The sequence below is a fragment of the Aequorivita capsosiphonis DSM 23843 genome (assembly GCF_000429125.1).
In the GTDB taxonomy this organism is placed as follows: domain Bacteria; phylum Bacteroidota; class Bacteroidia; order Flavobacteriales; family Flavobacteriaceae; genus Aequorivita; species Aequorivita capsosiphonis.
The window spans coordinates 24,436-49,543 of sequence record NZ_AUBG01000013.1 but is presented as its reverse complement, the minus strand read 5'-3'; the positions used below and the strand labels follow the sequence as shown (position 1 = coordinate 49,543).

General features: G+C 36.8%; 22 protein-coding genes. 16 read left to right on the top strand and 6 right to left on the bottom strand.

The window, feature by feature from the left end; genetic code table 11:
* Positions 1-26 precede the first annotated feature (26 nt).
* The 3 genes from G440_RS0111610 (at position 27) to G440_RS0111600 (ending at position 7,312) form a co-directional block, all read left to right on the top strand.
* Positions 27-3,308 carry a SusC/RagA family TonB-linked outer membrane protein gene (locus G440_RS0111610; protein ID WP_034259442.1) on the top strand — a complete coding sequence of 1,094 codons (3,282 nt, stop codon included), beginning with the start codon at positions 27-29 and terminating at the stop codon, positions 3,306-3,308.
* Between the two features lie 127 nt (positions 3,309-3,435).
* A complete protein-coding gene (locus tag G440_RS0111605; protein WP_051285348.1) occupies positions 3,436-4,740 on the top strand; it encodes a RagB/SusD family nutrient uptake outer membrane protein in 1,305 nt (434 codons plus the stop codon).
* A gap of 19 nt (positions 4,741-4,759) precedes the next feature.
* Entirely contained in the window at positions 4,760-7,312 is a 2,553-nt protein-coding gene (locus G440_RS0111600; RefSeq protein WP_084426728.1) for an alpha/beta hydrolase family protein, read from the top strand.
* Positions 7,313-7,357: 45 nt separating this feature from the next.
* Here G440_RS0111600 and G440_RS0111595 read toward each other — a convergent pair whose 3' ends face one another.
* The 4 genes from G440_RS0111595 to G440_RS0111580 form a co-directional block, all read right to left on the bottom strand.
* Positions 7,358-7,618: a DUF6520 family protein gene (locus tag G440_RS0111595; RefSeq protein WP_026451464.1), complete on the bottom strand. Its 261-nt coding sequence runs from the start codon at positions 7,616-7,618 to the stop codon at positions 7,358-7,360.
* Between the two features lie 52 nt (positions 7,619-7,670).
* A complete protein-coding gene (locus G440_RS19880) occupies positions 7,671-9,191 on the bottom strand; it encodes a MauE/DoxX family redox-associated membrane protein (RefSeq protein WP_157417952.1) in 1,521 nt (506 codons plus the stop codon).
* Positions 9,192-9,292: 101 nt separating this feature from the next.
* The gene (locus G440_RS20710) at positions 9,293-10,276 is read right to left on the bottom strand and encodes a helix-turn-helix domain-containing protein (protein WP_026451463.1); all 984 of its coding nucleotides are present in this window, start codon (positions 10,274-10,276) and stop codon (positions 9,293-9,295) included.
* A gap of 66 nt (positions 10,277-10,342) precedes the next feature.
* Positions 10,343-10,717 carry a DUF7793 family protein gene (locus tag G440_RS0111580; RefSeq protein ID WP_026451462.1) on the bottom strand — a complete coding sequence of 125 codons (375 nt, stop codon included), beginning with the start codon at positions 10,715-10,717 and terminating at the stop codon, positions 10,343-10,345.
* 203 nt (positions 10,718-10,920) lie between these two features.
* Here G440_RS0111580 and G440_RS0111575 point away from each other — a divergent pair, with 203 nt between their 5' ends.
* The 7 genes from G440_RS0111575 to G440_RS0111545 all read left to right on the top strand — a co-directional run bounded on the left by G440_RS0111575 (position 10,921) and on the right by G440_RS0111545 (position 17,616).
* The gene (locus tag G440_RS0111575; RefSeq protein WP_026451461.1) at positions 10,921-13,335 is read left to right on the top strand and encodes an aminotransferase class I/II-fold pyridoxal phosphate-dependent enzyme; all 2,415 of its coding nucleotides are present in this window, start codon (positions 10,921-10,923) and stop codon (positions 13,333-13,335) included.
* A 25-nt stretch (positions 13,336-13,360) separates the two neighbouring features.
* Positions 13,361-14,200 carry an RteC domain-containing protein gene (locus G440_RS0111570; protein WP_026451460.1) on the top strand — a complete coding sequence of 280 codons (840 nt, stop codon included), beginning with the start codon at positions 13,361-13,363 and terminating at the stop codon, positions 14,198-14,200.
* Positions 14,201-14,471: 271 nt separating this feature from the next.
* The gene (locus tag G440_RS0111565) at positions 14,472-14,753 is read left to right on the top strand and encodes a helix-turn-helix domain-containing protein (protein ID WP_026451459.1); all 282 of its coding nucleotides are present in this window, start codon (positions 14,472-14,474) and stop codon (positions 14,751-14,753) included.
* Between the two features lie 6 nt (positions 14,754-14,759).
* Complete coding sequence (locus G440_RS0111560) at positions 14,760-15,434, top strand: hypothetical protein (RefSeq protein ID WP_026451458.1); 675 nt, start codon at positions 14,760-14,762, stop codon at positions 15,432-15,434.
* Positions 15,418-16,074: a P-loop NTPase family protein gene (locus tag G440_RS0111555; protein ID WP_026451457.1), complete on the top strand. Its 657-nt coding sequence runs from the start codon at positions 15,418-15,420 to the stop codon at positions 16,072-16,074. The genes G440_RS0111560 and G440_RS0111555 overlap by 17 nt, the downstream gene beginning before the upstream one ends.
* Before the next feature lie 11 nt (positions 16,075-16,085).
* Positions 16,086-17,213, top strand: a complete 1,128-nt coding sequence (locus G440_RS0111550; protein ID WP_157417951.1) for an exonuclease/endonuclease/phosphatase family protein — start codon at positions 16,086-16,088, stop codon at positions 17,211-17,213.
* Positions 17,214-17,277: 64 nt separating this feature from the next.
* On the top strand, positions 17,278-17,616 hold the full coding sequence (locus tag G440_RS0111545) for a hypothetical protein (RefSeq protein WP_026451455.1): 339 nt from the start codon (positions 17,278-17,280) through the stop codon (positions 17,614-17,616).
* A 639-nt stretch (positions 17,617-18,255) separates the two neighbouring features.
* Here the strand turns inward: G440_RS0111545 and G440_RS0111540 are convergent.
* On the bottom strand, positions 18,256-18,804 hold the full coding sequence (locus tag G440_RS0111540; RefSeq protein ID WP_026451454.1) for a YceI family protein: 549 nt from the start codon (positions 18,802-18,804) through the stop codon (positions 18,256-18,258).
* A 114-nt stretch (positions 18,805-18,918) separates the two neighbouring features.
* Between G440_RS0111540 and G440_RS0111535 the strand changes: the two genes are divergently transcribed.
* Entirely contained in the window at positions 18,919-19,260 is a 342-nt protein-coding gene (locus G440_RS0111535) for a winged helix-turn-helix transcriptional regulator (RefSeq protein ID WP_026451453.1), read from the top strand.
* A gap of 548 nt (positions 19,261-19,808) precedes the next feature.
* Here G440_RS0111535 and G440_RS0111530 read toward each other — a convergent pair.
* Entirely contained in the window at positions 19,809-20,456 is a 648-nt protein-coding gene (locus G440_RS0111530; RefSeq protein WP_026451452.1) for an N-acetylmuramoyl-L-alanine amidase family protein, read from the bottom strand.
* Between the two features lie 177 nt (positions 20,457-20,633).
* On the opposite strand from G440_RS0111530, the gene G440_RS0111520 reads away from it, so the two are divergent.
* The 5 genes from G440_RS0111520 to G440_RS0111500 all read left to right on the top strand — a co-directional run bounded on the left by G440_RS0111520 (position 20,634) and on the right by G440_RS0111500 (position 25,103).
* Positions 20,634-20,921: a hypothetical protein gene (locus G440_RS0111520; RefSeq protein WP_026451451.1), complete on the top strand. Its 288-nt coding sequence runs from the start codon at positions 20,634-20,636 to the stop codon at positions 20,919-20,921.
* Between the two features lie 90 nt (positions 20,922-21,011).
* Positions 21,012-21,296 (top strand): hypothetical protein, encoded by a 285-nt coding sequence (locus G440_RS0111515; RefSeq protein ID WP_026451450.1) that lies wholly within the window; start codon positions 21,012-21,014, stop codon positions 21,294-21,296.
* Positions 21,283-23,679: a TraG family conjugative transposon ATPase gene (locus G440_RS0111510; RefSeq protein ID WP_026451449.1), complete on the top strand. Its 2,397-nt coding sequence runs from the start codon at positions 21,283-21,285 to the stop codon at positions 23,677-23,679. Before G440_RS0111515 ends, G440_RS0111510 begins: the two co-directional genes overlap by 14 nt.
* A 10-nt stretch (positions 23,680-23,689) precedes the next feature.
* Positions 23,690-24,259: a coiled-coil domain-containing protein gene (locus tag G440_RS0111505; RefSeq protein WP_026451448.1), complete on the top strand. Its 570-nt coding sequence runs from the start codon at positions 23,690-23,692 to the stop codon at positions 24,257-24,259.
* 1 nt (position 24,260) lies between these two features.
* Positions 24,261-25,103 carry a hypothetical protein gene (locus G440_RS0111500; protein ID WP_026451447.1) on the top strand — a complete coding sequence of 281 codons (843 nt, stop codon included), beginning with the start codon at positions 24,261-24,263 and terminating at the stop codon, positions 25,101-25,103.
* Positions 25,104-25,108 lie beyond the last annotated feature (5 nt).

Here is a 25,108-nt window from a genome sequence, read left to right as displayed (position 1 = left end):
TTATTAACCAATCAATTTACAAATTTATGAAAATTAAATTAATAACGGTGCTTGCATTTCAAGCGAGGCACCTCCCGAAAATTATCTTAAGAACCATGCTATTCTTAAGCTGTACAGCCATCTTTGGTTTCTCATCAAATTCTCTGAATTCTCAAAATCCAAAAATCACAATTGATCATGACAGGACTGTTAGCATTTATGAGGTCTTTGAAATAATTGGAAAACAGACCGAATGTACCTTCATCTACCAGTCGGATATTTTTAAGGACCTGCCCAAAATAGAGTTAAAAAAGGGCACCATCAAGGTAAGTGAGCTATTAGAGCAATGCCTTCCCCCATCCAAGTTTAATATTACCGCAACCAAAGATAATTACCTGACCATTACCCGCCGAATTAGCAAAGCAATGCCCCAAGGCAAAATACAGGGAGTTGTAACAGACTCCCTAGGTATTGGTTTGGCTGGTGTAAATATTTTGGTGAAAAACACTTCACGAGGGACTCAAAGTGATATGGATGGGCATTATGAAATTAGCGCAAACAATACTGACACAATTGTGTTTAGCTATTTGGGGTATAAACTGCAGGAGCTTGCCGTGGGCAATAAAACCATACTAAATGTTACCATGCTACCTGATGCCACGGCTTTGGACCAGGTGGTTATTAATGCGGGGTATTATAAGGTTACTGATAGGGAAAAGACGGGGAGTATTTCCCGGATTACTGCTGAGGATATTGAGAACCAACCCGTTAATAATCCGCTAGAAGCGATGCAGGGCAGATTATCGGGAGTCGACATTACCCCAACCTCTGGAATTCCGGGCAGTGGTTTCAATGTTCGCATTCGGGGCCAAAACAGTATTATGGCAGGTAACGAACCTCTTTATATTATTGATGGTATTCCATACGATTCACAAACCCTCGGATCAGATCTTTCCTCTGGGGCAATAATTCCTCGGGGAATCATAAGTCCCCTCAATGCCATTAACCCTGCTTCTATTGCATCCATAGAAATATTAAAGGATGCCGATGCAACAGCTATATATGGCTCCCGTGGGGCAAATGGCGTTGTTTTGATAACCACAAAAAAGGGAAAGGCCGGTCGTACACAGTTCTCCTTCGGTAACAGCACTGGCATCGCACACATCACCAAAAAGAGAGCGCTGCTCAAAACAGAGCAATATATTGAAATGCGCCGTGAGGCATTTGCCAATGACGGGATTACAACCTATCCCGAAACGGCATACGATATAAACGGAACCTGGAATATAAATAGATATACCGATTGGCAGGAAGTGCTTATCGGAAATACCGCAAATTCACAAAAAGTACAGGGCTCCATTTCGGGAGGTTCAGAAAGAACATCTTTTTTGCTGGCTGGAATTTACCAAAATGAAACTTCGGTATACCCAGGAAATTTTAATTATGACCGCATCTCATTCAATACAAACATTCAACACAGAAACGCGCGGAATAATTTTAAAATGGATTTTAATGCTGTGTTTTCACTAGAAGACAATCTACTACCCAGCAACGACTTAACATTTAATGCTTTAAAGTTAGCGCCAAATGCTCCCGCCCTTTACGATGAAGATGGCACCCTAAACTGGGAGGACGGTACATGGACCAACCCCGTGGCTCCACTTGAGGGTGAATATAAAAATGATGCCCTGACTCTGTTTTCAAGTCTCGTGCTATCGTATGAAATAACCAGCGGTCTTGAGCTAAAACTAAATTCGGGCTATGGCATCAACCAGCTAAAAGACCATGTAACTTCTCCGCATACTGCATTTAACCCAGCCTATGGTATGACAAGCGCCAATTCCATGGTCACCATAAATGAAGGGAACAAGAATAACTGGATTCTAGAGCCACAACTGCATTGGGAAAGAAAATTTGGAAATGCAAAGTTAAATATACTCTTGGGAAGCACCTTTCAAAAACAACAATACAATAAGCTCGGTATTTACGGCATAGGCTTTCAATCTGATCGTTTTATTAACAACTTAAGTGCCGCTACCACGATCTTGGTTAATAGTGAAGAAAAAACACAGTACAACACCCAATCCTGGTTCGCAAGAATAAACTATGCTCATAAAGACAAAGTTTTCCTGAACCTCACGGGAAGGCGCGATGGATCTAGCCGTTTTGGTCCCGGTAACAAATATGGAAATTTTGGAGCCCTAGGGGCAGCTTATATTTTTTCGGAGGATCTGCAAATTGACTGGCTGAGTTTCGGAAAACTTCGCGGCAGCTATGGCATTACAGGTAATGACAAGATTGGCGATTACCAATATCTACAGACCTATACAATTACCGGTCAATCCTACGATGGTAATATTGGGTTGGAACCATCCAGATTGTACAACCCAAACTTTCAATGGGAACAGAACAACAAAAGTGAACTTGCATTAGAAACTGGCTTTTTTAAAAATAGCGTAATGCTTTCAGTTGCACATTACAACAACCGTTCCTCCAACCAGCTCATAAACTATTCCTTGCCCACCACTACGGGTTTTAAATCCATTTTGGCAAATCTAGATGCGAAAGTCGAAAACAAAGGATGGGAATTTGACCTAAAGACAGTTCCCTTTCAAACAGCAGATTTCAAATGGACCACTTCCCTAAATCTTTCCCTATTAAAAAATAAGCTCCTCGAATTCCCAGGGCTGGAAACCTCTCCCTATTCCCATAAATACGTTATCGGAAGTCCTTTGGCAATCGTAAAACTTTATAAGCTTACGGGCGTAAACCCCCAAACGGGTCTTTTTGAATTTGAGGACTACAATAATGATGGGCAGATAACGGCAAGTGAGGATAGAGAATATATAGCCGATTTTACTCCCAAATATTACGGCGGCTTCTCAAACTCCCTCAGCTATAAAAATTGGGATCTCGACATTTTCTTTCAGTTTGTAAAGAAAAAAGGTTACAATCAATACCGAACTACCGAACCCGCAGGAACCCTATCCAATCAACCCGCAACCGTAATGGATAGATGGCAGCAAGATGGCGATCTTGCGAGTATGCAACGTTTCACCTCTGGAGCTGATCCCGAGGCATTTCTTGCCTATTACCAATTCCTCCAAAGTAGCGGTACTATATCAGACGCGTCTTTTATCCGTTTAAAATCAATGACAGTTGCATATACCCTTAATATGGGTAAGGAGAACAATAGCTCGTGCCGCCTATTTCTTTCAGGTCAAAACCTGCTCACATTCACCAAATTTAAAGGTGGAGATCCTGAACAAATGGATGGCTTCCTCCCGCCTTTAACCCGCTTAACCTTAGGTTTTCTGCTGAACATATAAACTAAAAAAAAAACGAATTATGAAAATAAATACAATTAAAAATAGGGTAACTCCCCTAAAGCTAAAATCGGTTTTTTTGCTCCTGTTTCTCTCTGTGGCCTGCCCCAGCTGTGAGGATTTTTTAGAAGTGGATGATCCCTCTGAACAAATACCTCACGAGGAAGTATTTACCGATGAAGCCACCGCCACAGCAGCAGTAACAGCACTATATGGAAGGTTAAGAGATGAAGTTATGGTCTCTGGTTCCAATACTGGTATGGGCGTACTTATGGGACTTTATGCAGATGAACTAGATTTTTACGGTATGCCTTGGGATACCTCACAAACATTTTACTTCCACCAAGTCCTACCTGCAGATTCTGCTGTGCAGCGCATTTGGGACAATGCCTATAGCCTAATCTATATGTGCAATGCAGCGCTTGAAGGCTTAACTAACGCAGAGCAACTTCCAGTGGAACTTAATCAACAACTAAAGGGTGAGACTCTTTTTATCAGGGCTTTGGTGAATTTTTACCTAGTCAACCTATTTGGCGAGATACCCTATCCCCAGACCACTAATTACCAATTGAATACTCAAATAGAAAAAATATCCATAGCAATGGTCTACGATACCTTATTAGACGACCTGAACCAATCAAAGCTGCTCTTGGGCGAAAATTATCCTACAAGGGAGCGAACACGCGCAAACACTTGGGCGGTCTCTGCCCTGCTCGCTAGGGTTTACCTATACATGGGGCACTGGCAAGAGGCACAAACCGAAAGTAGCAGGATTATTGACCATAGCTCTTTGTTCAATCTGGAAATGGATCTAAACAAAGTGTTTTTAAAGGAAAGCAGCTCTGCCATCCTTCAGCTAAAACCACAAACTCAGGGCTCCAACGCCCTTGAAGGCTCAACTTATATTTTTGTCTCCACTCCCCCACCTTTTGTCGCACTTTCAAACACATTGGTAGCGAGCATGGATCCCAACGATCTCAGAAGAACTAACTGGGTGGGCGAGATCAGCGACGGCTCGCAGACTTGGTACTTTGCCAATAAGTACAAACAGTTTCTCAACACTGGCAGCAGTATGGAATATTCCATTGTATTTCGCTTAGGGGAACAATATCTTATTAGGGCTGAAGCTCGGAACAATCTAAACAACACTTTGGGGGCACAACAGGATCTCAATGCCATTCGTCTGCGCGCAGGGCTGGATAATACACAGGCCAATACGTCCGAACAATTAAAACAGGAAATCTTGAAAGAAAGACGTTTTGAACTGTTTGCGGAACATGGCCATCGGTGGTTTGATATTCGCAGATTTGGGGTGGCAGATCAAATACTAGCCCCAATAAAGACCGGATGGCAAACAACGGACGTATTGCTTCCAATTCCCGAAACGGAACTATTATTGAATCCAAATCTGGAACCTCAGAACCCTGGTTATTAATCCAAAAATTAAGATTCAAATGTGTCACATCAAAATAATATTAAAGACAGTGATCGGAATCCTGTTTTTTGTAGTAACGGTATTGCACGGCCAGCAAAAACAAAATGATCACTACAATGAAAATAATTGGTACAACACCTTTTTAATTAAGGCATCCAACAACGGCCAATGGGCGCACTTTACCAACTCGTATCTCGATGGAAGAGGAGTGGCCTGCGTAAAAAATTTGAAAACCCACGATACTTTCAGTTTTGCTGATGGATATTGGGGAAATTTTAGTAACAATAATGAATGGTTTGCAATTCACTCAGAGTCCAATTCTTTAATCGTTGCCAGTCTGAACGAGGGTCTGACGGATACCATACAGAATGTCAAAATCAATTATTTTTCCTACGATGGTAGGCATTTGATAATACAGTCCACGGAAGATTCCCTCTCTTTTATTGCGCTTGACTCCAAGAAAGTTTATAACGCTGGAAAAAGTAGAATAATTGAAATGAACCCCATAAAAGCCATAATAGCAGCGGTTATTGTATATGACAATAAAGAAGCGCTTCATCTTTATGATATTAAAACATCTAAAAGTTTGGAGATTTTAGGGGAAGAAAATATACGTTTCGAAAAGCTTGCTTGGAACGTCACGGGGGATAAGCTTGCTTTTTTATATAGTAGTGATCAGGAAAAGACCTATAATCTGGGCCTTTTCGACCTTAAAACCCACCAAACCCAATTCTTAAGTGCAGAAGAATATTTATTAAAAAAAGGTGTTTCAATAGCAAACGTCCAGCTTTCCATTTCAGATGTGGGTGACAGGGTGTTTTTTTATGTCAGTCCTGATACAGAGGAGGCAAAGGAACCTGAGGGGGTTGAGATATGGGATACGTTTGAAACTTCATTTTATCCACGGCGGAATTTTTTCAGTTCCGGGAAACTAGGACCATGGTTAACCGTTTGGTACCCCCATAATGGTAAAATAATACCGTTAGGATCAAAGGAAATGCCGCAAGTAGTTTTTAATGCAAATACGGATTATGCCTTAAACTTTGATGCCCTTGCTAGAGAGCCTCAATTTCGCTCAAATACTTTTGTGGATGTCTATACGATTAATCTAAATAACGGTACAAAGGAATTTGTTCTTGCTAACCAATATATTGGGTTGAATTTTATCCATTTCTCTCCAAATGGAAAATATCTTACCTATTTCAAAAAATATGATTGGTGGCTCTATGATATTCAAAAACGAAAGCACATTAATTTAACGAAAGATCTTCCGACCGATTTTTATAATAGTAAATCTCCTAGCACTACTACCCCAGATCCTTATGGGTTAGCGGGCTGGACATCGAATGATGCCGCTCTCTTTCTTTACGACGAATACGATGTGTGGAAAATTAGCACCGACGGTTTAAAAAAAGAAAAAATAACCAAGGGCAGAAATGATATGACCCTATTCAGAATTGTTAAAAGAGCAAATGATAATATGACTAACTATGGTTCAACGGGGTTTAATACTTATAGTATTGATGATAGAAATGGTCTATTGCTCAGCGCCAAAAACCAGAAAAATCTTCAAATGGGATTTTACCATTGGACTAGTAAAAATAGTATGCGCCAAATTACTTGGAAGGATAAACGCCTATCACAATTGTTGCAGGTGGATCAAGACAGTTTTCTGTTTGAAGAGCAGAGTTTTACACAACCTAAGTCAATTGAACTGACGAATCTAAAGACAAAACTCTCGAATACAATCTTTCAAAGTAACTCAGAATGGGACAAGTTCAAGTGGCCACAAAGAAAACTTATTGAATACAATACTGAAATAGCGGATTCGCTAAAAGGGGTCTTAATCTATCCTCTCAATTACGATCCAACCAAAAAATACCCCATGGTGGTACATGTATATGAGGAACAGTCCTCAAACTATCATCGGTTTACACCTCCTACCAATTATAATGAAACTGGGTTCAATTTTATGAATTACGCCCTAGATGGTTATTTCGTGTTACTGCCAGATATTGAGTTCAAAAACAATGCACCTGGCATTTCGGCTACGGTTTGTGTAGAGAAAGCTGTTAAAAAAGCAATAGAAGCAGCCACTATTGATGAAAAAAGAATTGGGCTTATCGGGCATTCCCTAGGTGGTTATGAAGCGGCCTTTATAGTTACCCAAAGCGATATGTTTGCCACGGCGGTATCAGGTTGCGGTATACATAATCTAGTGAGCTATTATTTTGATATATATAAAACCCAGGGGTATTCCGAAATGGCGCGGGTGGAGCAATCAATATTTAGAATGGATAACTCTTACTTTGAAAATCCCGATGCATATTTGGCCAATTCCCCCCTGCAACATGCTAAAAACATTAATACACCACTTTTTATATGGGCAGGCAAGGAAGATTCAAACGTGAATCCCAGCCAAAGCCTGCAAGGATTTCTAGCCTTAAGACGGCTAAGAAAACCAGGAATGCTTTATTACTATGAGAATGAAGGCCATATTTTAAACAAAAACACAAATAAATTAGATCTTTCAAAACGTATAAAAAAGTGGTTTGATTCCTATTTAAAATAAAAAACCCTCCAATACATAAGTGTTCGTATTGGAGAGCCCTTTTAATTAATTGCTCCAATGATACAATTGAGAACCACATTGGGTCTCATTGATCTTGGTACGGGCAACAACACCGTTGGACATACACAGCGGACCTGGAATGTCACTGCAAACGGTTACGTTCTCACATTTTCCGTTCTTAAAAATGTAGCCGCTCAACAATGCATCATCTTCCGATGGCGTTTTAGAGTTGGAGGCAAAAGCAAACACTATTGCCAATAAGAATGCCATCAAGGGCATACCGAATTTTAAAATTTTTGTTTTCATGATATAAATTTTATGTAATTAGCGACCTACTTTTTTCTACAGGTGTTCGGTCTTAGTCCTGATACTGCGCAGTATGTGTTGGATTGTGGCCAGTGCTAAAATACGCTGGCTTCAATCTATATAGCCACAGTTTATCTTCAACAATGGCTATTAATAAATTTTTATGAACCTGAAATTCCGTTAGTTTTTTATCCCGCTGATGGAATAGATAAAAGCTAAAGGCATAACTATGGTTGGTTATATTATATACATCAATGATTGAGGAAGTTTTTAATATTTTGTCATTTTCATAATTACCCAATCGGTCACTATGTATAAGTAAATAATCACCGTTGGTCGAACTTTGCCTGTTTACCATCACTGATTTCCCGCCAAGTCTGAATTCATCACTTTTTGTGAAATGTGCTACATCGAGTATAGGCGTTCCAATTGTGTCAATGGTCTTGCCCGTATTTTTATAATTAAGCATTTTATCAAAAATTTTATAGCGGTTACTATAGAAGTATAGATAGATAAATTTTTCATGATCGGCATTCCAGAGAAGTTTACCATCTGTTTCAAATTTTCCGTTTGTACCTTCACTCAGTGTCATTGTATCCAATTTCAAAGCTTCTTTTTCATATTGTTTATTAAAAAGTCCAAGTGCATTTGATCCTGTATTACTACTTGTTGTGATAAAACCAATTTTCAGGGAATCTGCAACATTATATTGCGTAAAATAAGCTTCTTTGTAGGAAATCGGAATGGCATTCCAGTTTTTAATATCTCCCTGGAATAGGATAGGTACTGTACCATCCCCTAAATAGAAAAAGGGAGGTTTCACGGATATTTTCACGCTTCTATAGGGTAAGTTGGTATTTGATATAGAAACCGTAAAATCTATAATATGATTTAGATTGGTGTCTACCGACTTTAAATAAAGTGGTGCACCATAATTACCCAGATAGATGGTGCTTTTGTTTATTCCCGCAATATAATAGGAGTTAGCTTTGAGGTCATATTCACCAATTTTTTCAAGGATATGTGGTATATACCTTCTCTGAAATGCGTTGTTGCGATGCATCTTTTCTTCCGAAAATAAAAACAATACCCCTACCGTCGCAATTCCTATAATGGTTAGCGATGGGAGTAAGAAAAATGTCCTTTTAATCACTTTTGTCCGATCTAATAGAATGGCTATTGCAGCCAAAATAATAAAGACTATATTAAATATCAGATGCTGAGACCAGCTCAGGTTTTCAAGTACACCACCACAAGAACAGGGTATAAAGTCAGAAAAATTCAGGATTATAAAAATATAGGAGGTGAACATGACCATCAATAAAAATGATCCATACAATGCCATAGTTCTGCAACGAGGTATTATTAATAATAAGGCGATAAGTAATTCTATCCCTGGAACCAACCAAGCAAAAATTACTGCATATGCACTCAGAAGTGGTGACTGTGCCAACTGCAATACAAATGTTTCAGAATCCAAAAGCTTACTAGATGCTGCATATACAAAAAGCAACATATATAGAAATGTGATTATCTTAATTGTAATTAGCTCCGAGACTTTAGTGCGTATCATATCATTTGAATTGATATGATAAAATTCGGTATTAAAATTTGTGCATTTGGCAGTAGTTCTTGCCTGAGAAGTATTACTTTGAAAATCTTATAAAAAAGCTTCTATTTATCATCAGAAGATGACTTTTTTCTAAGTTCTGTTGGGGTATATCCATATTGTTTTTTAAAAGTACGCGAAAAATGGGGTACACTTTTAAATCCAGTCATGTGGGCAATAGTTTTGAAAGATCTATCGCCATATTGCACCAACATCTTGGCCTTTCTTAGGCGTTCGTTCCTTAAAAATCGATAAACACTTATTCCATAAAGTTCCTTAAAACCATATTTTAATTTAAACGTATTTGTGCCTAGTTGGAGAGCAAACTCTTTTAATGATGGAAAATCCTTTTCAAGATTGTTGAGCATCAGATTACCAGCTTCCCTCAATTTTCTAATATCTTCATAACTCAATTGAACTTTTTGTTTACTTGGTTGCGCGGAAGTTTTTTCCAATTGATCTTTAGGAGCATTAGTTGATTGGACGAAACCTTGCTTTAGATCCAATTCCGGATCAAAATTATCTTTGGAATGTTTTACCACTGTTAAGAGCGTATTTCCTTTAGCCCCATTTTTTCCAATAAACGTTGTTATATAACAGGCACTGGGAACCAACAAATCCTCTTTTGTTTTAAAGGTAATGTCTAGTGAGGTGTCATAAAACTCTTTTCTCTGTAATTGCTTCCATGATTTTTGCCACTTCTTCAAGGAAGGGTCGTCCAAAAAATTTTCAAAAGGTTTTCCAATAATATCCTTGCACAGATATGATAAAATTATGCAAGCTCGCTGAGTGACCATTTCAATATAAGCGCGGGAATCAAGAACAAAGCTCATTAAAACTATATGTTTTATTGTTGCGTTCGCATTTACATAACCTTGATGCACCATAGCCGCTTCGAATTCCTCAGCCACCATGTTTAAATTGGCCACTACCGTTTCAACATTATCATTTTTTACAGAACGTTCCACTTTATAAAAAAAGTTTCCGGAACCCATTTCTATAAGCATCTTCTGGATCTGCTTGAACCGTTTTTTTTTAGTTTGGGACATAATTTTATTGTTTTTTGTTATAATATTCAAAGACTCAAAATGAATAATATAAGCGGAGAATATAAATTATCGATATTCATCTAAAAACACTTTTGCCTCTTCAATTGTCAGGAAAGCCCTGGTAGGTACTGGAGGTTTATTTGCTTTAAGATAAAATTTAGTCATAGTGCCTGAAAGCGGATTGTCCACAATAAATGCAACCGCTTTTACGAACAATGAACCTTCTAAGGCCAAATAATCTCTGGCGGATTTATTAATTTCTTTTACACCACGAATATCACATAGTACAGGAAAACTTTCTCCTTTCTGGAGAGTAAGTCGATCCTCCACAATTTTGACTGCCGCCTCTATATCTATTGTTACCTGGATATGATATCTTATATAAACGATATTATCGTTCAATCTATAAGAAGCATAGTTATTTTCGATATTATTCAACATAATTCAAAATCAAAAACTGGTTTAATTATATAAATTTACAAAATATTAAATGGACTATTTCATTCTGCAGTTAAAGTGGCTTCGGAATTCATAGTTTTTCTTGCCTATTGAGTAATAACTCTTATCCGTAAAGTATTATAACAACTTTGCATTTTTATATTCCATCAAATGCCGCTAAATTCTATGTTCTAAAACATAGAGACATGGCAAAAATAAAACATCACAATTTTTTGGACACCGTAAATGAGGTATTCACAGATGCCAAAAAAGAAGGCATTATACATTTATATGCGGATGGCGACGAGTTTTCCGGGAGAACCATTGGGGTTAAAAACCGCCAATTATTTCATTTTGGAACTACTGGATATCTAGGGCTTGAACAAGATGTTCGTTTAAAAGAGGCCGCTATCAATGCAATAAGGAAATACGGGACGCAATTTCCATTATCCAAATCCTACATCTCCAACCCACTTTACAAGGAATTAGAGGAGAAGGTTACGCAGATGTACGAAAACCCCATTATCATAACCAAGAATAGCACTTTAGGACATCTGGGGGTAATTCCCAGTGCGGTTAAGGATCAGGATGCTATTATTTTGGACCATCAAGTACATTGGAGCGTACAAAGTGCAGCAAAAGTATTAAAAAACCGAAGTGTGCCGATTGATATGGTGCGACATAATGATCTAAATATGTTGGAGGATAAAATAAAGTCCTATTCCGATAAACGGAAAAAAATCTGGTATATGGCCGATGGGATCTATTCTATGTACGGTGACTTCGCCCCTGTTTCAGAACTCCGAACCCTTAGTCTAAAATACCCCCAATTGAATTTTTACTATGATGATGTCCACGGTATGAGCTGGATAGGAAAAAATGGTACTGGCTATGTTCTGAGCGAGCTAAAGGAACTTTCTGAAAACATTCTCTTGTTCGGAACCTTGAGCAAGACTTTTGGTGCAAGTGGTGCTTTGCTGGCATGTTCCAATAAAAAAATGCACCATGAGTTAAAGACTTTTGGAGGGCCATTGACTTTCTCGGCACAATTGGAACCGGCTTCCGTGGCTGCTGCAACTGCATCTGCAAAGATTCATCTCTCCCCCGAAATATATATTTTACAACAAGAGTTGAGAGAACGAGTGGATTACTTTAATGAACTACTCCAGCAAACAGATCTTCCCTTGGTTGACCAGAACATTTCTCCGGTTTTCTATATAGGAACGGGAACACCTAAAACCGGTTATAATTTTGTAAACCGATTGATGAAAGAAGGCTTTTATGTGAACCTGGGGCTCTTTCCTGCTGTTCCAGTCAAGAATACAGGGGTTCGAATTACAATTTCTCGTCACAATCAAAAAGAGGAAATCAAAGCACTGGTGGAGGCAATGGAATATCATTTCCCAAAAGCCCTTGAGGATACCCACACGAATTCTAGACGGGTTTTTCAGGCATTTAAATTAGATTTAAAACTAAAAACAAAATCGCCTAAAAATGAAATTATAAATTCCAATGTAAACATACAGCTGGAAGATTCTATTTTAAAAATAGATAAACAAATTTGGAACGCTTTGGTTGGTAAAAATGGAATATACGACTGGGAAGGATTAAAGTTTTTGGAGCAAACATTTAGCAATAATAGTTTGAAGGAGCACAATTGGGAATTTAGATATCTTATTATTTATGATCAAGGGAAACGCCCCATTTTGGCAACTTTTTTGACCAACTCCCTTTGGAAGGACGATATGCTTGCCAATGTTGGGGCATCGCAGACCATAGAAGCTCAACGTAAATCCGATCCCTATTATTTAACGTCTAAAGTTTTAAGTATAGGTTCCATTTTTACGGAAGGGGATCATTTATTTCTTGATACCAAACATCCATTAAAAAAAGAGGCTTTAACCGCAATGCTTCAGACTTTGGAGAATATTGAGGAAACCTTAAAATCGAAAATGATTGTGCTACGCGATTTTTCGAATGATCAAACATTGCATTCCTATCTTCAGGGACAGGGTTTTGTCAGGATTAAAATGCCTGACTCTTCAGACATTGATCTAAATGGGATAAAAGATGTTGAAACATTTGTATCTCAGCTTTCTTCAAGAAATAGAAAGCATTTTAGAAAAGAAATTTTGAAGACGGAGCCGTTGCTCAAAATAGTAGTTTTAGACCATTGTACAAAAGATCAATTAAAGCAGATTGAAGAACTGTATTCCAATGTCCATCAAAATAATTTGGGATTGAACACTTTTTCATTTCCGGTAAAACTCTTCGAAAACATATCCTCACACCCCAACTGGGAGTTTATTATAATAAGCTCACTCAAAGATCCCAAAAAATTGATTGGGATTATGCTGTGTTACAAAAATATCCATAGGACCTATATTCCAGCTTATGTAGGAATGAATTATACCTATCTCAACGAATTTCATATTTACAGACAACTCTTATATCAAACTATAAAGAGGGCTATTGAACTGGACTTCCAACATATCGCTTTGGGCCTCACAGCTTCATTTGAAAAGCGAAAATTGGGTGCAAATGTATATGAGAAATTTGCCTATATTCAAACAGCTGATAATTATACATTAGAGCTGATGGGGGTACTGGAATCCAGTTAAGAACGAATAAAAGTTTTATATATGCATGGAATATCAGACGTTCATATCCGAGTTTGAGGCCAAGTTAGAGTCTCTGGAATCTTGTACAGAAGATATTTTATACAGGGCAGAAACCGGTATTTCTTACACAGAAAGATGGATAAAGACACTTCGAGATGAAGTGGCGTTAAACGATTTTAATTCAATTCAGGAGGAGATATTTTTCTTTAAACATATAAAGCCGCAAATCTTCAGCAAACTGATTTATTATGTAAAATTATTTAATATTGAAAGCAAAAGGCCAAGAAGCAGCTCTAAGTTCCAGATCAAATATCTCAACAATCAAATTAACAGGTTACAGGTTTTCTTCAATGATAATCTGGAATTCTACCATTACTACCGACGGGGGGCGACATCACTTGATGAACAATACTTCCTCAGAGGAAAGTCCGATCTTCGGTCGGCTACCGATTTTTTTAATTTTTATGTGGATGAGCAGTTTTCTACCTGCCAGGACGGGACAGTAGCTACCATCATGGCTTATGACATGCTGATTGTGTATTTACAACAGGAAATAGAAAAACTCGAAAACAACAACGACAACCAAAATATTAATTTAATGAAGGATTCATCAAAACTTTTTTGGACAGGCAATAAAACAGAACTGATTGAATTGATTTATGCCTTACAGAGCAGTGGTGCTATTAATAGCGGCACGGCAGATATCAAGGAAATGGCGTCCCTATTTGAACAAATTTTTAATATTGACCTCGGTAATTACTATCACACTTTTATTGAGATAAGGGCAAGAAAAGGCAGCAAGACCAAGTTTATTGATAAGCTAGAAGAGGCATTAACGAGAAGGTTTGAGGAATCCGACGCTTAACCCACCCTCTTCCCAAGTTGGGAAAACAACCTTTACAAAGTTTTCAATTAAATTTAGATCGAATTAATGTCCATGGCTAAATCGATAACCTCCATTTCACGCCAAAACTATCCAAATTTTATTTCCGAAAATCTTTCCCACCTCTGGATTGACTATTGAATTTAATTCAATAAAGACCTCCAAATTTGTAGAACGAAAGTCAAATCGAGTTAGGGACTATCAAATTAAAAGATAATAATTTTTAGTCCCTTTCTTTTAAAACCGTTCTATTATGCCAACAAGTATTATTACCACCGACGATCTTCGAGATTTCAAAATGGAATTGCTCGATGACATTAAAAAAATTCTCAACAAACAAGCTTTCGGCACTTTGAAAAAGTATCTAAAATCTTCTGAGGTTATGGAGATGCTCCGGATAAGTCCAGGCACGCTCCAAAATCTTCGAATAAATGGCACCCTGCCCTATAGCAAAATGGGCGGGATCATTTACTATGATATTGAGGATATCAAAAAAGTGATGACCAAGAATCGTGTTGAATATTCAGAAGAATAATTATGTATGAACTATATAAAACATCTCAATGCTGTGTTTCAGCAGTTTTCAATGGATTCCCGATTGAACCCAACGCACATAAGTCTTTATATGGCCTTGTTTCAATATTGGAATATCAATCGGTTTCCAGATGAGTTTTATATAAACCGGGAAGAGATTATGAAGATGTCCAAAATAGGCTCAAAAGCCACATATCACAGATGTCTAAAAAGTTTGAATACCTGGAAATATATCCGCTATCTACCCTCGCATAATCCATATAAAGGAAGCAAAATCAGGATACCCAAATTTGATACAAGTAGTGAAACAAGCTACGGTACAAATACTAGAACAACTATCGGGACATCTACTGAACAACTAGAGGGACAAGCATTGGTACCTTATACAAACATAAACAAACAAATAACAAACAGAAATAAAGCTAAGCTACCAAAAGATAAAAATGAAGTTTTAATTTTTTTTAAAAAACGAAAATGGCCAGAACTGGAAGGAGAAAAATTCTTCCATCATTATAACGGCATCGGATGGAAAATTGGCGGAAAAATAGAAATCACAGATTGGCATTCAACAGCTGAAAACTGGATGCTAAAATCCAAAGAAATTAAAATGGCAAAAGCAACGTCTCAAAAACGGGACAACCTTAAAACCAGTAAAACCAAAAATTATGGTCAACCCCTCTAAAATAACCGAAGGTGGCATTGAGTATTCGATTGGAAGATTCAATGGGTTTGAAATGTTCTATGATTTTCCGAAGATCTTGATTTATCTGGATGCCAAGGGAAAATTGTTGTTTGGAAAACAGTTCCAAATTTACGAGGACGACAAAGACATCATCTACAAACTCAGCAATTATTTTATAAAGGATACGGAAAAATGCGAAAAGGCAGGAATAGATCCTGACAAAGGGCTTTTGATTTCTGGACCCGTAGGATGTGGCAAAACATCTTTAATGAAATTATTACAATTCATCGTTCCATTGCAGCGCTCCTACTCAGTAATTCCTTGCAGGAATATTGTTTTTGCATTTAATCACCTCGGGTATAAAATCATTGAAGATTATGGAAGTGGTAGTCTTTTCTGTTTTGATGACTTGGGCGTTGAACCCATCGGAAGGCACTACGGACAGGACTGCAATGTGATGGGAGAGATCTTACTTTCGCGATATGAGCTTTTTCTGAAGAGTAAGCTAAAAACGCACGCGACCACCAACCTGAATGCGGAAGAACTGGAGGAACGCTATGGAAACCGAGTACGCAGTAGAATGCGTGAAATGTTTAACCTAATTGCCTTTGATAAAAATGCGAAGGACAAAAGAAAATAAAAACTAAGATTATGAAAATAGCCACCTTTAATGTCCAAAACCTATTTCATAGAGATAGAAGCTTGATTCAAAGAACCGTCGGGAAATGCGTTTCCGATTGGATTATGGAGTTCGACACACTGCTAACTAAAGAAAAATGTTCCACGAATACGGAACGGTTAAAGGAATTATCATTCCTGTTGGATTTTGACAAAACCTATCAAAACCCTTATGTGGTAATGCGAAAGAAGGCTGGAGAACTTTACTTAAAAGGAATGAACTATTCCAAAGAGCTCAAATCAGGAGAACTTACAGATTGGAACGGTTGGATCAAGGTGCGGACTGTACCTATTGATCCAGAATCTACAAACCATAAAGCGATGGTAATTTCGGAAATCAATCCAGATATTTTGGTGATGCAGGAAGTTGAAGATAAAATGTCTTTGGATGAGTTTAATAATTTCATCTTAGCAAAGTTTAGTTGCGAGCCGTTCTCAGAAATTATTCTGATTCCAAATTCTGAAGGAAGAGGCCGCAATCAAGCATTATTATTAAAAAACGGATATCAATTGGAAACCATCAAAATCCATACAATTGATGAAACCGAAACTGCAACACAAGAATTATTGGAATACAAAATTTCAACTCCGAAAGGAAAATGTATCCATTTACTCTCAGCCTATTTCTATGAGAACAAACTCGATAAAGAAAAAGCATTTGAAATAAGAAAAAATCAAGCTTATCAAGTCTCAGTGATATATAAAATGTTACAGATGCAAGCCAAAGCCAATATAGTTATCGCTGGAACTTTGAATGCTCCCTCCTACTGCAACTCCTTGGCTCCTTTACTTCAAGAAACTGATTTAAAAGACATCAGCAAAAACAAAACGTTTAATGTTGATTTTGATGAAGGGAAAGACGCCACTTACTTTCGATTGGGTGCTTACCGAATGGGAGTAAATATTAAGCAAGAAGATTATTTGTTGCTATCTCATGAGCTTTTTTCAAATGTGAAAAGCAGTGGTTTAAACCGGAAAGGAGTTTGGCCAGAGAAGCGGCCTAATTGGAGGATTTATTCAACTATACATAATAAGAACCAGGCGGCTAGTGGGCATCCTGGGGTTTGGGGAAATTTGCAATTTTTGGACAATACTTTATAAAAAACATATCTTTGGAAAGAAAGTTATTAAAAATAAATGTTTTTTACCCATAATTAAAATAATATTGGTTCTATCTTTTATCTATGGTGGTGTTTATTTTTCCCAAAATCCTGGGGAAGAACCATCATTATGGGTTCAGGCCAATGACAATACGCACGAGTTTTATAGTGATTCGGAAACAGCTTTTGTCAAGATGCAGATACTTTTAGAAAAGTCCGTTAAATCAAAAGATGGGAGTGCAGAACTGATTCTATTAAAAAACTACTGTATTTATTATGAGCTAAAAGGGGATTTTAAAAATTTATTACTGGTAGCGGAGCACTATAAAGAAAAGACCGAAGCATATAAGAGTCCCTATAATGAAGCACTCTCTTATATATATATATATATGACTCACTCCTAGGTATTTACTGGCTTAGAAGGCAAGGTAGCGGAGACCCTAAATCAAGGACTCGCCGCTATGGGAAAATCAGATTTAGAATCCCAGCAGAAAATCCTTCTTAAAGGTAAATTTTACACTGAGTTCGCCAATATTCACTATTTAAAAAAGGATCCCAAGGGGCTCGTTTTATGCCGTAACAGCTAGTTTCGTCTTGTTTTGGAATAGAAACGAAGTTCTAAGAAATAAAAATTTACCATATAAATTTTTTGATTTTTAAGAATTTCTACCAATCTAAAATTGCAGCGTTTACTTGCACTTCGCTATCAAATCAATATATGGCTTGTAGTTGAAGATATGTCTTTGGCTTTTTCTCTAAGCTCGTCGTAATAATCTGCTTTTCTATTTGTCCTACAAAGTTATTTAAACTATCACTGAAATATTTGGGAGGAGAATTGAGTATAAGGGCAATATAGCTTAACTATGGTTATGCCTTTTCCTCTGCCGCGAAATGGTAGTTCAATTGATTACATATGCCCCGTATTTTTAACGAAGCCATATTATTTTTGCGCGAAATTAGCTATTAGCTTTTCTTTGTTAAAAAAAGTGCCCAGGCCAAAAGGTTATTAACCAATTTACCTGAGCTTTCTTCTTTTGTTATAATTAATTTAATTCTTCGACTAATTGTGCGACTTGAATATTTGCAATCAGTTTGATATCTTCACCTAACCCCAATCCACCTGTATCAGTGAGTTTATTCCAGGTCATCCCAAATTCTTTTCGATTGACTATTCCAGTTACTTCAAAACCATGTTTTAGGATACCGTGGCCATTATCTTGCGAACCACCATATTCTACATCTAATTTAATTGGTTTCGTGACGTCTTTCATTGTCAAATTGCCAATCATTGAATAATCATTTCCATCTGTTTTTAAAAACGAGGTGGATTCAAAAGTGATATTCGGGTATGCATCTGCTTCAAAAAAATCGCCGCTTTGTAGATGCTCATCACGTTGTGATTGATTAGTGTCAATACTTTTTACATCTATTACAATAGATACTTTTGCATTGTTAAAACCAGTTCCTTCAGTAATAATTTTTCCTTCAAATTTCCTGAACGAACCCGTTACGGTAGAAATAACTAAGTGCTTAATTTTAAATAACACTTCAGAGTGCAGTGGGTCGATTGCCCATGTTGTTGAATTTTTCATGTTTTTTTTAATTTATTTGTAATGTAAAATTAACTAAATTTACTATCTAAAGTATAGTAGTTACCATATGGTAAGTAGTTACCTGTAAGTAAGCACACTAAAAATCAGATAGATATGAGTCAAAAGAAGAAAGCGTGTAAATACAATTTGATGGTTTCGAGAGATACTCTCGAAGTAATCCAGGGGAAATGGAGATTACCAATCATAATTTCATTGATCCATGGCAACAAACGATTTGGAGAAATACAAAGAGACATTTCAGACATTTCTCCAAAAATGCTATCACAGGAATTAAAGGCTTTGGAAATGAATAAAATTATCAATAGAACCCTTTATGATAGTATGCCTGTAACAGTAGAATATTCTTTAACACCACTGGGGTTATCAATGGAAAAAATGTTAGACGAGTTAATAAGTTGGGGCATTCATTTTAGAAATGAGATAATAGGAAAATAAGTTGTTTATTTGAAGGGTTGCAGTGTTTATTCAGGAGGATTCAGATTTGCATAAACGTGTTTGTGTTGAGTAGGAAAAGGGAGTTGAACTTCTTCTCTCACAATACCGTATTCCGAAGAGACTATTCCTCCGTCATCATTGTTTTATTTTTACATTGAACAGCAACCGTCAACTATAACTTTTGATTACAATTTTCTTGTCTTGGGTGGGGGACTCTTCACAAAATATAGTTCTTAGTATTGGAATTGATAAGAACAGAAGTTAATAGTTTCCGAACTTTTTGTTTTACAGAATATATTAATCTTAAGATTGGTAATACGTTATTAGGTGTTGCCCGATGAATTCTTTTGAGAAGTAATGTTAAGATTTCCTATTTGAAAATTACAATTAGCCCCAACCTTGCTAAATTTAAAAAATATGAAAATTTCTAAATTACCTTTTCTGAAGATTTTTAATAATATTCAGTATAACCTTCAACTCAAGCAATAAAGTTTTTAACAAACTCTTCAAACTCTGGAATACTTTATTAAAAAAGTCTTTCATTATCTTTACTCTTTAATGAGATGATTAAGTATTAAGTAAGCATATGAGTCTAAATTTTCAGAATCACATACAAATTGTTTTTCCTCCTTATTACTCAAAAACCCCAATTCTAAAAGTACTGAAGGAAAACAATTAACAGTCTCCCTCAAAACCTGAAAATCAGCAAACTTCACTCCCCTACTCTTAAATCCAAGATTCTCCTTTAACCCCTTTTGAAGATCATAAGCCAGCAATATTGATTCCTGTGAGTATTTGCCTTGTTTCTTAGAAACATAAACTTCTACACCTCTCGCATTTGGATTGTCCGAATGATTGCAATGAAAGGAAATGAAAATATTTGCTTTCAGTTTCTTGGCTAACTTGGTCCTATCCCCCAATGAAATAAGCGTGTCCATATATCGAGTAAGATAAATTTCAAATTGATTATTAAAAGTGGTCTCATTTAGTTCTATGATTTGCTTCGCAATTTTTAGAACTACATCTTTTTCCAGAATACCATTTATACCCACTGCACCAAAATCCTTTCCGCCGTGGCCAGGATCAATTACAATTATCTGCTTTCTAGGCTGGTTTATTTGTGCTAAAACTGGGCTTGGCAATCCAAATAATTCTAAGACTAAAATGATCGAAATTAAAACCTTGAACTGAGTCATAATAACTTCTTGTTTTGAACAAAATTTAAAGATTCATTTCCATTTCTAATAATCTTTCAAAGTTTAACAGCGGTTCACGTTAAAGTTTAAAGATTTTCTTTCCCTCCCTTCTTTTCACAATAGATTTCGCAAAGTTTTAATAACCAACCTATTTTAGGTTTATAAAAATGCACAGTTATGAAAAGATCAACTTTCATTTTAACAGCTCTTTTGTTCACAGTTTCACAAAGCTTCGCACAGATTGGTGGCATCGAGGATTCCGTACAGGATGTTTCCGAAACCATTCGAACCGTTTTTCCTATTATTCTTGGAGTCATCTTTCTCGTTGGATTCCTTTTCAATGCCGGGCATTTTTTCGGCGAGAATGCAGATTTAAAAAAAGGGATTACACGGGTTTTGGTATTCGTACTGATCGCGGGTGCCGTGGTCGGAATCTTTACTTATTTAATTGGAATCGTAGTCTAATGAAACATCTAAGAATAATTTTTAAACACACAGCGGAATATCTATTATGGATGTTCCATCTGTCCTTGAAAAAACAAATATTATAAACAGATGAAACAGTACGAAACCTATAAAAACATCAGGAAACGGGCGGTCATTTTTGGACTGCCCATCTCCCTATTTGCAATAATGATGATTTCTATTATAGCGTCGCTCCTGATTATCATTTTCTCTTTCAGTTTTGGAATTATCATAGGGGTTATCATTTTGAATGTGGGTTTGTTTATAGCACTTATAAAAATCACAAACAATCCGCAATTGTTTCATTTCTCAAAGCCATTCCCTCAAATAATCAGCAACAAGAAACCAACACTTTTCAATTATGAAGAAGATTAATCTGGCCGCATATCATCCAATCGTGGATATTCAAGAGAATGTCATCTTTGCCAATAATGGCAATGTCGTTCTTTGCTATTCTGGTAATCTGCCCGAGATATATTCGCTTTCTGAAAAAGATTTCGAGGATATTCACGGAGCTTGGTTTCAGGCCATCAAATCTCTCCCGACCGGATGTGTAGTCCACAAACAAGATGTCTATCTAAAAAGGAAGTTTTCATCAGAAATTTTGCCGAACAAAACCTTTCTAGAAAAAGCTACACACAATCACTTTAAGGGACGAGAATATATGGAGCATAAATGTTATCTGTTTTATATTCTTACCAAAAACAAGGCGCTCAACAACTCAAAATATATCAACCCATTCAAAAAAGTGACCAAAACCATTGTTCCAGAAATGGACGATACTATGCACAGTTTTCTAGGAGCGGTTAGCGATTCGGTTTCCTTTATAAACAATAGTAGAAAAATGGAATTCACTCCTTTGGATTCAAATGAAATTCAAAGTTTAACGAACGGGTATTTCAATGGATTTAATGAAGGCTTCGACACGGATATCATCCTCGAAAAAAAGGAATTGAACATTGGAGAAAACTATTTTGATGTACTATCCATCAATAGTGAATTATGTTTTGGCGAAAACGTACAGAGCAGCAAAACAAACGAACATTTTACTTCAGACGATTTTGTATTCCACCAAGGCTTTGTTGATGGGCTTGGGCTTACGCTAAACGAAAACCATATCGTAAACCAAATTATCTATTTGGATGACAAACAGAAGTGGCGTAAGATCCTCGACAAGAAAATTGAGGAATTGAACAAAAGTTCCAATTTCGGGTCGCAAAATAAAGTGGTTCTAAAGAAAATCCAATATATCCAGGATCAGATAAATGCTGATGATAATGCCCGTGTGATTCGAGGGCACTTCAATATTATTTATTGGGATAAAGAAGTGAAAAATTTAGAGAAAATCAGTTCCAAAATAAAGACTGAGTTCAAGGAACTGGACATTATCCCCTATTACCCCCGTGGTGAAGAACGCAAGAATTATATCCTCAACAGCTATTGCTGCTTTTCTTCCAATTTTTCAAATGACGATTTATATGTCACAGATTTAAAACACGCTTTGTGCCTATTGGTCAACAATACCAATTATAAATCGGATGGAACGGGGGTTATTTTCAATGATCGGGAGCATAACATTCCAGTTCTTAAAGATGTTTGGGACGATAAAAAGAAACGTATTAAAGCTAGAAACTTCGCCATCTTCGCTCCTACCGGAGAAGGAAAATCCTTTTTGGCCAACAATATCCTGCGGCAATATTTTGAGAGCGGAGTTCGTCTTGTCATAATTGATTTGGGAGGCTCATACACCAAATTTGCAAAACTCTATCCAGAGCAATATACCGTGCTCCGCTATGAAAGTGGAAAGAATTTAGGTATAAATCCTTTTTATATAAGTGATCTCAAAGATTTGACTCCCGAACGTTTGGAAGATCTTTCTGTATTCCTTTTTGAACTATTTGCTTCGGATTTAAAAGTGACCAAAGCGCAATCAGTATCAGTTAAGAAAATTTTACGTCATTATTATAAGCAAATCAAGACCGATCATTCGCTTAGCAGTTTCTATGCTTTTATTGAAGCCAATCAGGATTCACTTTTAAAAAAGTTGAAAATCCATTCTGATTATTTCAACATTACCAATTTTCTCCACATAATGTCAGAATATGTTGGGGATGGCCTATACAGCTTCCTTTTTGAGGTCAGTGAGGATCAAACCTATAAAATTGAGGATAAAAGATTGATTGTCTTTGAACTGGATGAAGTGAAGGACAACAAGGAAATCCTTTCTGTTATGCTGAAACTTATAAAATCAGCCATTCAAAGAACCATTTGGAAGAACCGTGCGGAAAAAGGAATCATTTTATTTGATGAGTTTGCAAAACAGCTCAAATTTGAAAACGTACTGGAAAGCGTAGAATTCTATTACCAAGCTATTAGAAAGCAGAACGGCGCTATTGGAATCATTCTTCAGTCCATTAATCAACTTCCAAACAATTCTACATCAGCAAGTATTTTGGAGAACACACAGGTCATTTATAGCCTTCATAATGAAAAAGGCTACGATGAGCTTCAGAAGCGATTAAATCTCTCTAGCCACGATTTAAATCAGTTGAAATCAATTAAAAACAATCTTTCCGGACCACGAAAGTACACGGAAATGTTTATCAAAATAGGAAAGGAAAGCAACATTTTCAGACTTGAAGTTCCCAAGGAGGTTTATGCGGCCTACTTAACGGATGGGGCTGAAAATGAGGGAATAATGAAGCTTTATGAAAAGCATCACAATATGGAAAAAGCAATCACTGAATATACATCTTAAAAAAACAATTATGAAAACAAAAATTTTAATCCTCTCAATGGCATTACTGTTCAGCCTAAATATAAAGGCTCAAGGAATGCCCGTTTATGACAACACAAGCTTTATAAGCTTGATAAAACAGCTTTTGGAATCTGGCAAACAGACTTCTAATCTCATTAAGACAGTTAAATTTTTAAAAACGCAAAAGGAGAATTTAGAAAAAGTTAACGACGTGGTCAAGCAGCTAAAGGCTGTGCAAGAAATCAATCGAAACAATCAACGATTGATTGACATTGTAAATGACGATCTAAGGGATATTCTGAATTCTCCATTTATCAAACCGGATGAAATTACTCGGATTTCGGATTCCTTCAATTCTATTATCGATACTTCTCTCGACAATCTTGATTTTATAGATCAAATTCTCTCCAGCGATTATATGAAAATGACCGATGCAGAACGAGCAACCATTTTAAAGGATAAGGAAATCCAAACAAAAGAAATGGTGGCTGAAATCACTAAGAAGACCGAACGCTATCAGGATATTATTTCCTTTAGAAAAATGCAGGACAAAGTAAATAACCGAGAAACAGGATATTAAGATGACTGCCGCAATCTCATTGGGAATAGGTTTGGAATACATTGACACGGTTTACCAAACTATACAGAACAGCGACTTTTCACAATACACTATTGGTGGAATGAAAACGCTCGCAGTGCTGTTCTTTCTAATCAATATTCTTAAAAAATATAATGAAGGCGCGGTGGATAAGGATGGATATACTTGGGGACTTAGTCCTGGCGATCTTATTAAAAATTTTGTAATCGTAATCCTGGTTATTTTTTCAACTCAGGTATTGGGGTTCTTTGATGGCATATTGGTAGCTATAGAATCTCAATACCGCAATACGGCTCCTGCGCTCCTCCCGCTCCAAATGCAAGATATTCCATTGGAACAGGATGTGGGCGCATTGGAAGCCGCCAAAAAAGCGATGGCGCTCTTATATGATGCTTTGGTAACTCCACTCTATGGATTTAAAATTTTTGCATTTATCATAAGTCTCTTTCTCTGGATATTAGATATTTTCATTTATCCCCTGTTCTTGGCTGAACGATTCTTTCTTTTGGGAATTATGCGCACATTCTTTCCGCTTGTAATCAGCTTAGCTGTTTTTGAAAAATTCCGCACACTGGCTTACAATTTTTTTAAGCTCTATGCAGCAGTTTATATGTTGGTCCCAGCCTTCTTTCTGGTCAACGTTTTTATCAATGCGATCTATACGGAAATCAATACCAACTTTTGGGTAAATCTTTTTGGGACCGATGTTGGAAGTCGATTTTTTGCACCAGTTGTGGAATTAGGTTCCATAGGGTTTATCGTCTTTCTAAAGTTCAAATTATACAAGCGCGCCACTTCATTCACCCTAAGACTTTTTACCGCTTAAAGCAG

What these genes read in the sequence shown, in the direction of transcription:
- G440_RS0111610 (WP_034259442.1), top strand. Translation starts at nt 27, where the DNA reads ATGAAAATTAAATTAATAACGGTGCTTGCATTTCAAGCGAGGCACCTC.
- G440_RS0111600 (WP_084426728.1), top strand. Translation starts at nt 4,760, where the DNA reads ATGTGTCACATCAAAATAATATTAAAGACAGTGATCGGAATCCTGTTT.
- G440_RS0111595 (WP_026451464.1), bottom strand. Translation starts at nt 7,618, where the DNA reads ATGAAAACAAAAATTTTAAAATTCGGTATGCCCTTGATGGCATTCTTA.
- G440_RS19880 (WP_157417952.1), bottom strand. Translation starts at nt 9,191, where the DNA reads ATGATACGCACTAAAGTCTCGGAGCTAATTACAATTAAGATAATCACA.
- G440_RS20710 (WP_026451463.1), bottom strand. Translation starts at nt 10,276, where the DNA reads ATGTCCCAAACTAAAAAAAAACGGTTCAAGCAGATCCAGAAGATGCTT.
- G440_RS0111580 (WP_026451462.1), bottom strand. Translation starts at nt 10,717, where the DNA reads ATGTTGAATAATATCGAAAATAACTATGCTTCTTATAGATTGAACGAT.
- G440_RS0111575 (WP_026451461.1), top strand. Translation starts at nt 10,921, where the DNA reads ATGGCAAAAATAAAACATCACAATTTTTTGGACACCGTAAATGAGGTA.
- G440_RS0111570 (WP_026451460.1), top strand. Translation starts at nt 13,361, where the DNA reads ATGGAATATCAGACGTTCATATCCGAGTTTGAGGCCAAGTTAGAGTCT.
- G440_RS0111565 (WP_026451459.1), top strand. Translation starts at nt 14,472, where the DNA reads ATGCCAACAAGTATTATTACCACCGACGATCTTCGAGATTTCAAAATG.
- G440_RS0111560 (WP_026451458.1), top strand. Translation starts at nt 14,760, where the DNA reads ATGAACTATATAAAACATCTCAATGCTGTGTTTCAGCAGTTTTCAATG.
- G440_RS0111555 (WP_026451457.1), top strand. Translation starts at nt 15,418, where the DNA reads ATGGTCAACCCCTCTAAAATAACCGAAGGTGGCATTGAGTATTCGATT.
- G440_RS0111550 (WP_157417951.1), top strand. Translation starts at nt 16,086, where the DNA reads ATGAAAATAGCCACCTTTAATGTCCAAAACCTATTTCATAGAGATAGA.
- G440_RS0111540 (WP_026451454.1), bottom strand. Translation starts at nt 18,804, where the DNA reads ATGAAAAATTCAACAACATGGGCAATCGACCCACTGCACTCTGAAGTG.
- G440_RS0111535 (WP_026451453.1), top strand. Translation starts at nt 18,919, where the DNA reads ATGAGTCAAAAGAAGAAAGCGTGTAAATACAATTTGATGGTTTCGAGA.
- G440_RS0111530 (WP_026451452.1), bottom strand. Translation starts at nt 20,456, where the DNA reads ATGACTCAGTTCAAGGTTTTAATTTCGATCATTTTAGTCTTAGAATTA.
- G440_RS0111520 (WP_026451451.1), top strand. Translation starts at nt 20,634, where the DNA reads ATGAAAAGATCAACTTTCATTTTAACAGCTCTTTTGTTCACAGTTTCA.
- G440_RS0111515 (WP_026451450.1), top strand. Translation starts at nt 21,012, where the DNA reads ATGAAACAGTACGAAACCTATAAAAACATCAGGAAACGGGCGGTCATT.
- G440_RS0111510 (WP_026451449.1), top strand. Translation starts at nt 21,283, where the DNA reads ATGAAGAAGATTAATCTGGCCGCATATCATCCAATCGTGGATATTCAA.
- G440_RS0111505 (WP_026451448.1), top strand. Translation starts at nt 23,690, where the DNA reads ATGAAAACAAAAATTTTAATCCTCTCAATGGCATTACTGTTCAGCCTA.
- G440_RS0111500 (WP_026451447.1), top strand. Translation starts at nt 24,261, where the DNA reads ATGACTGCCGCAATCTCATTGGGAATAGGTTTGGAATACATTGACACG.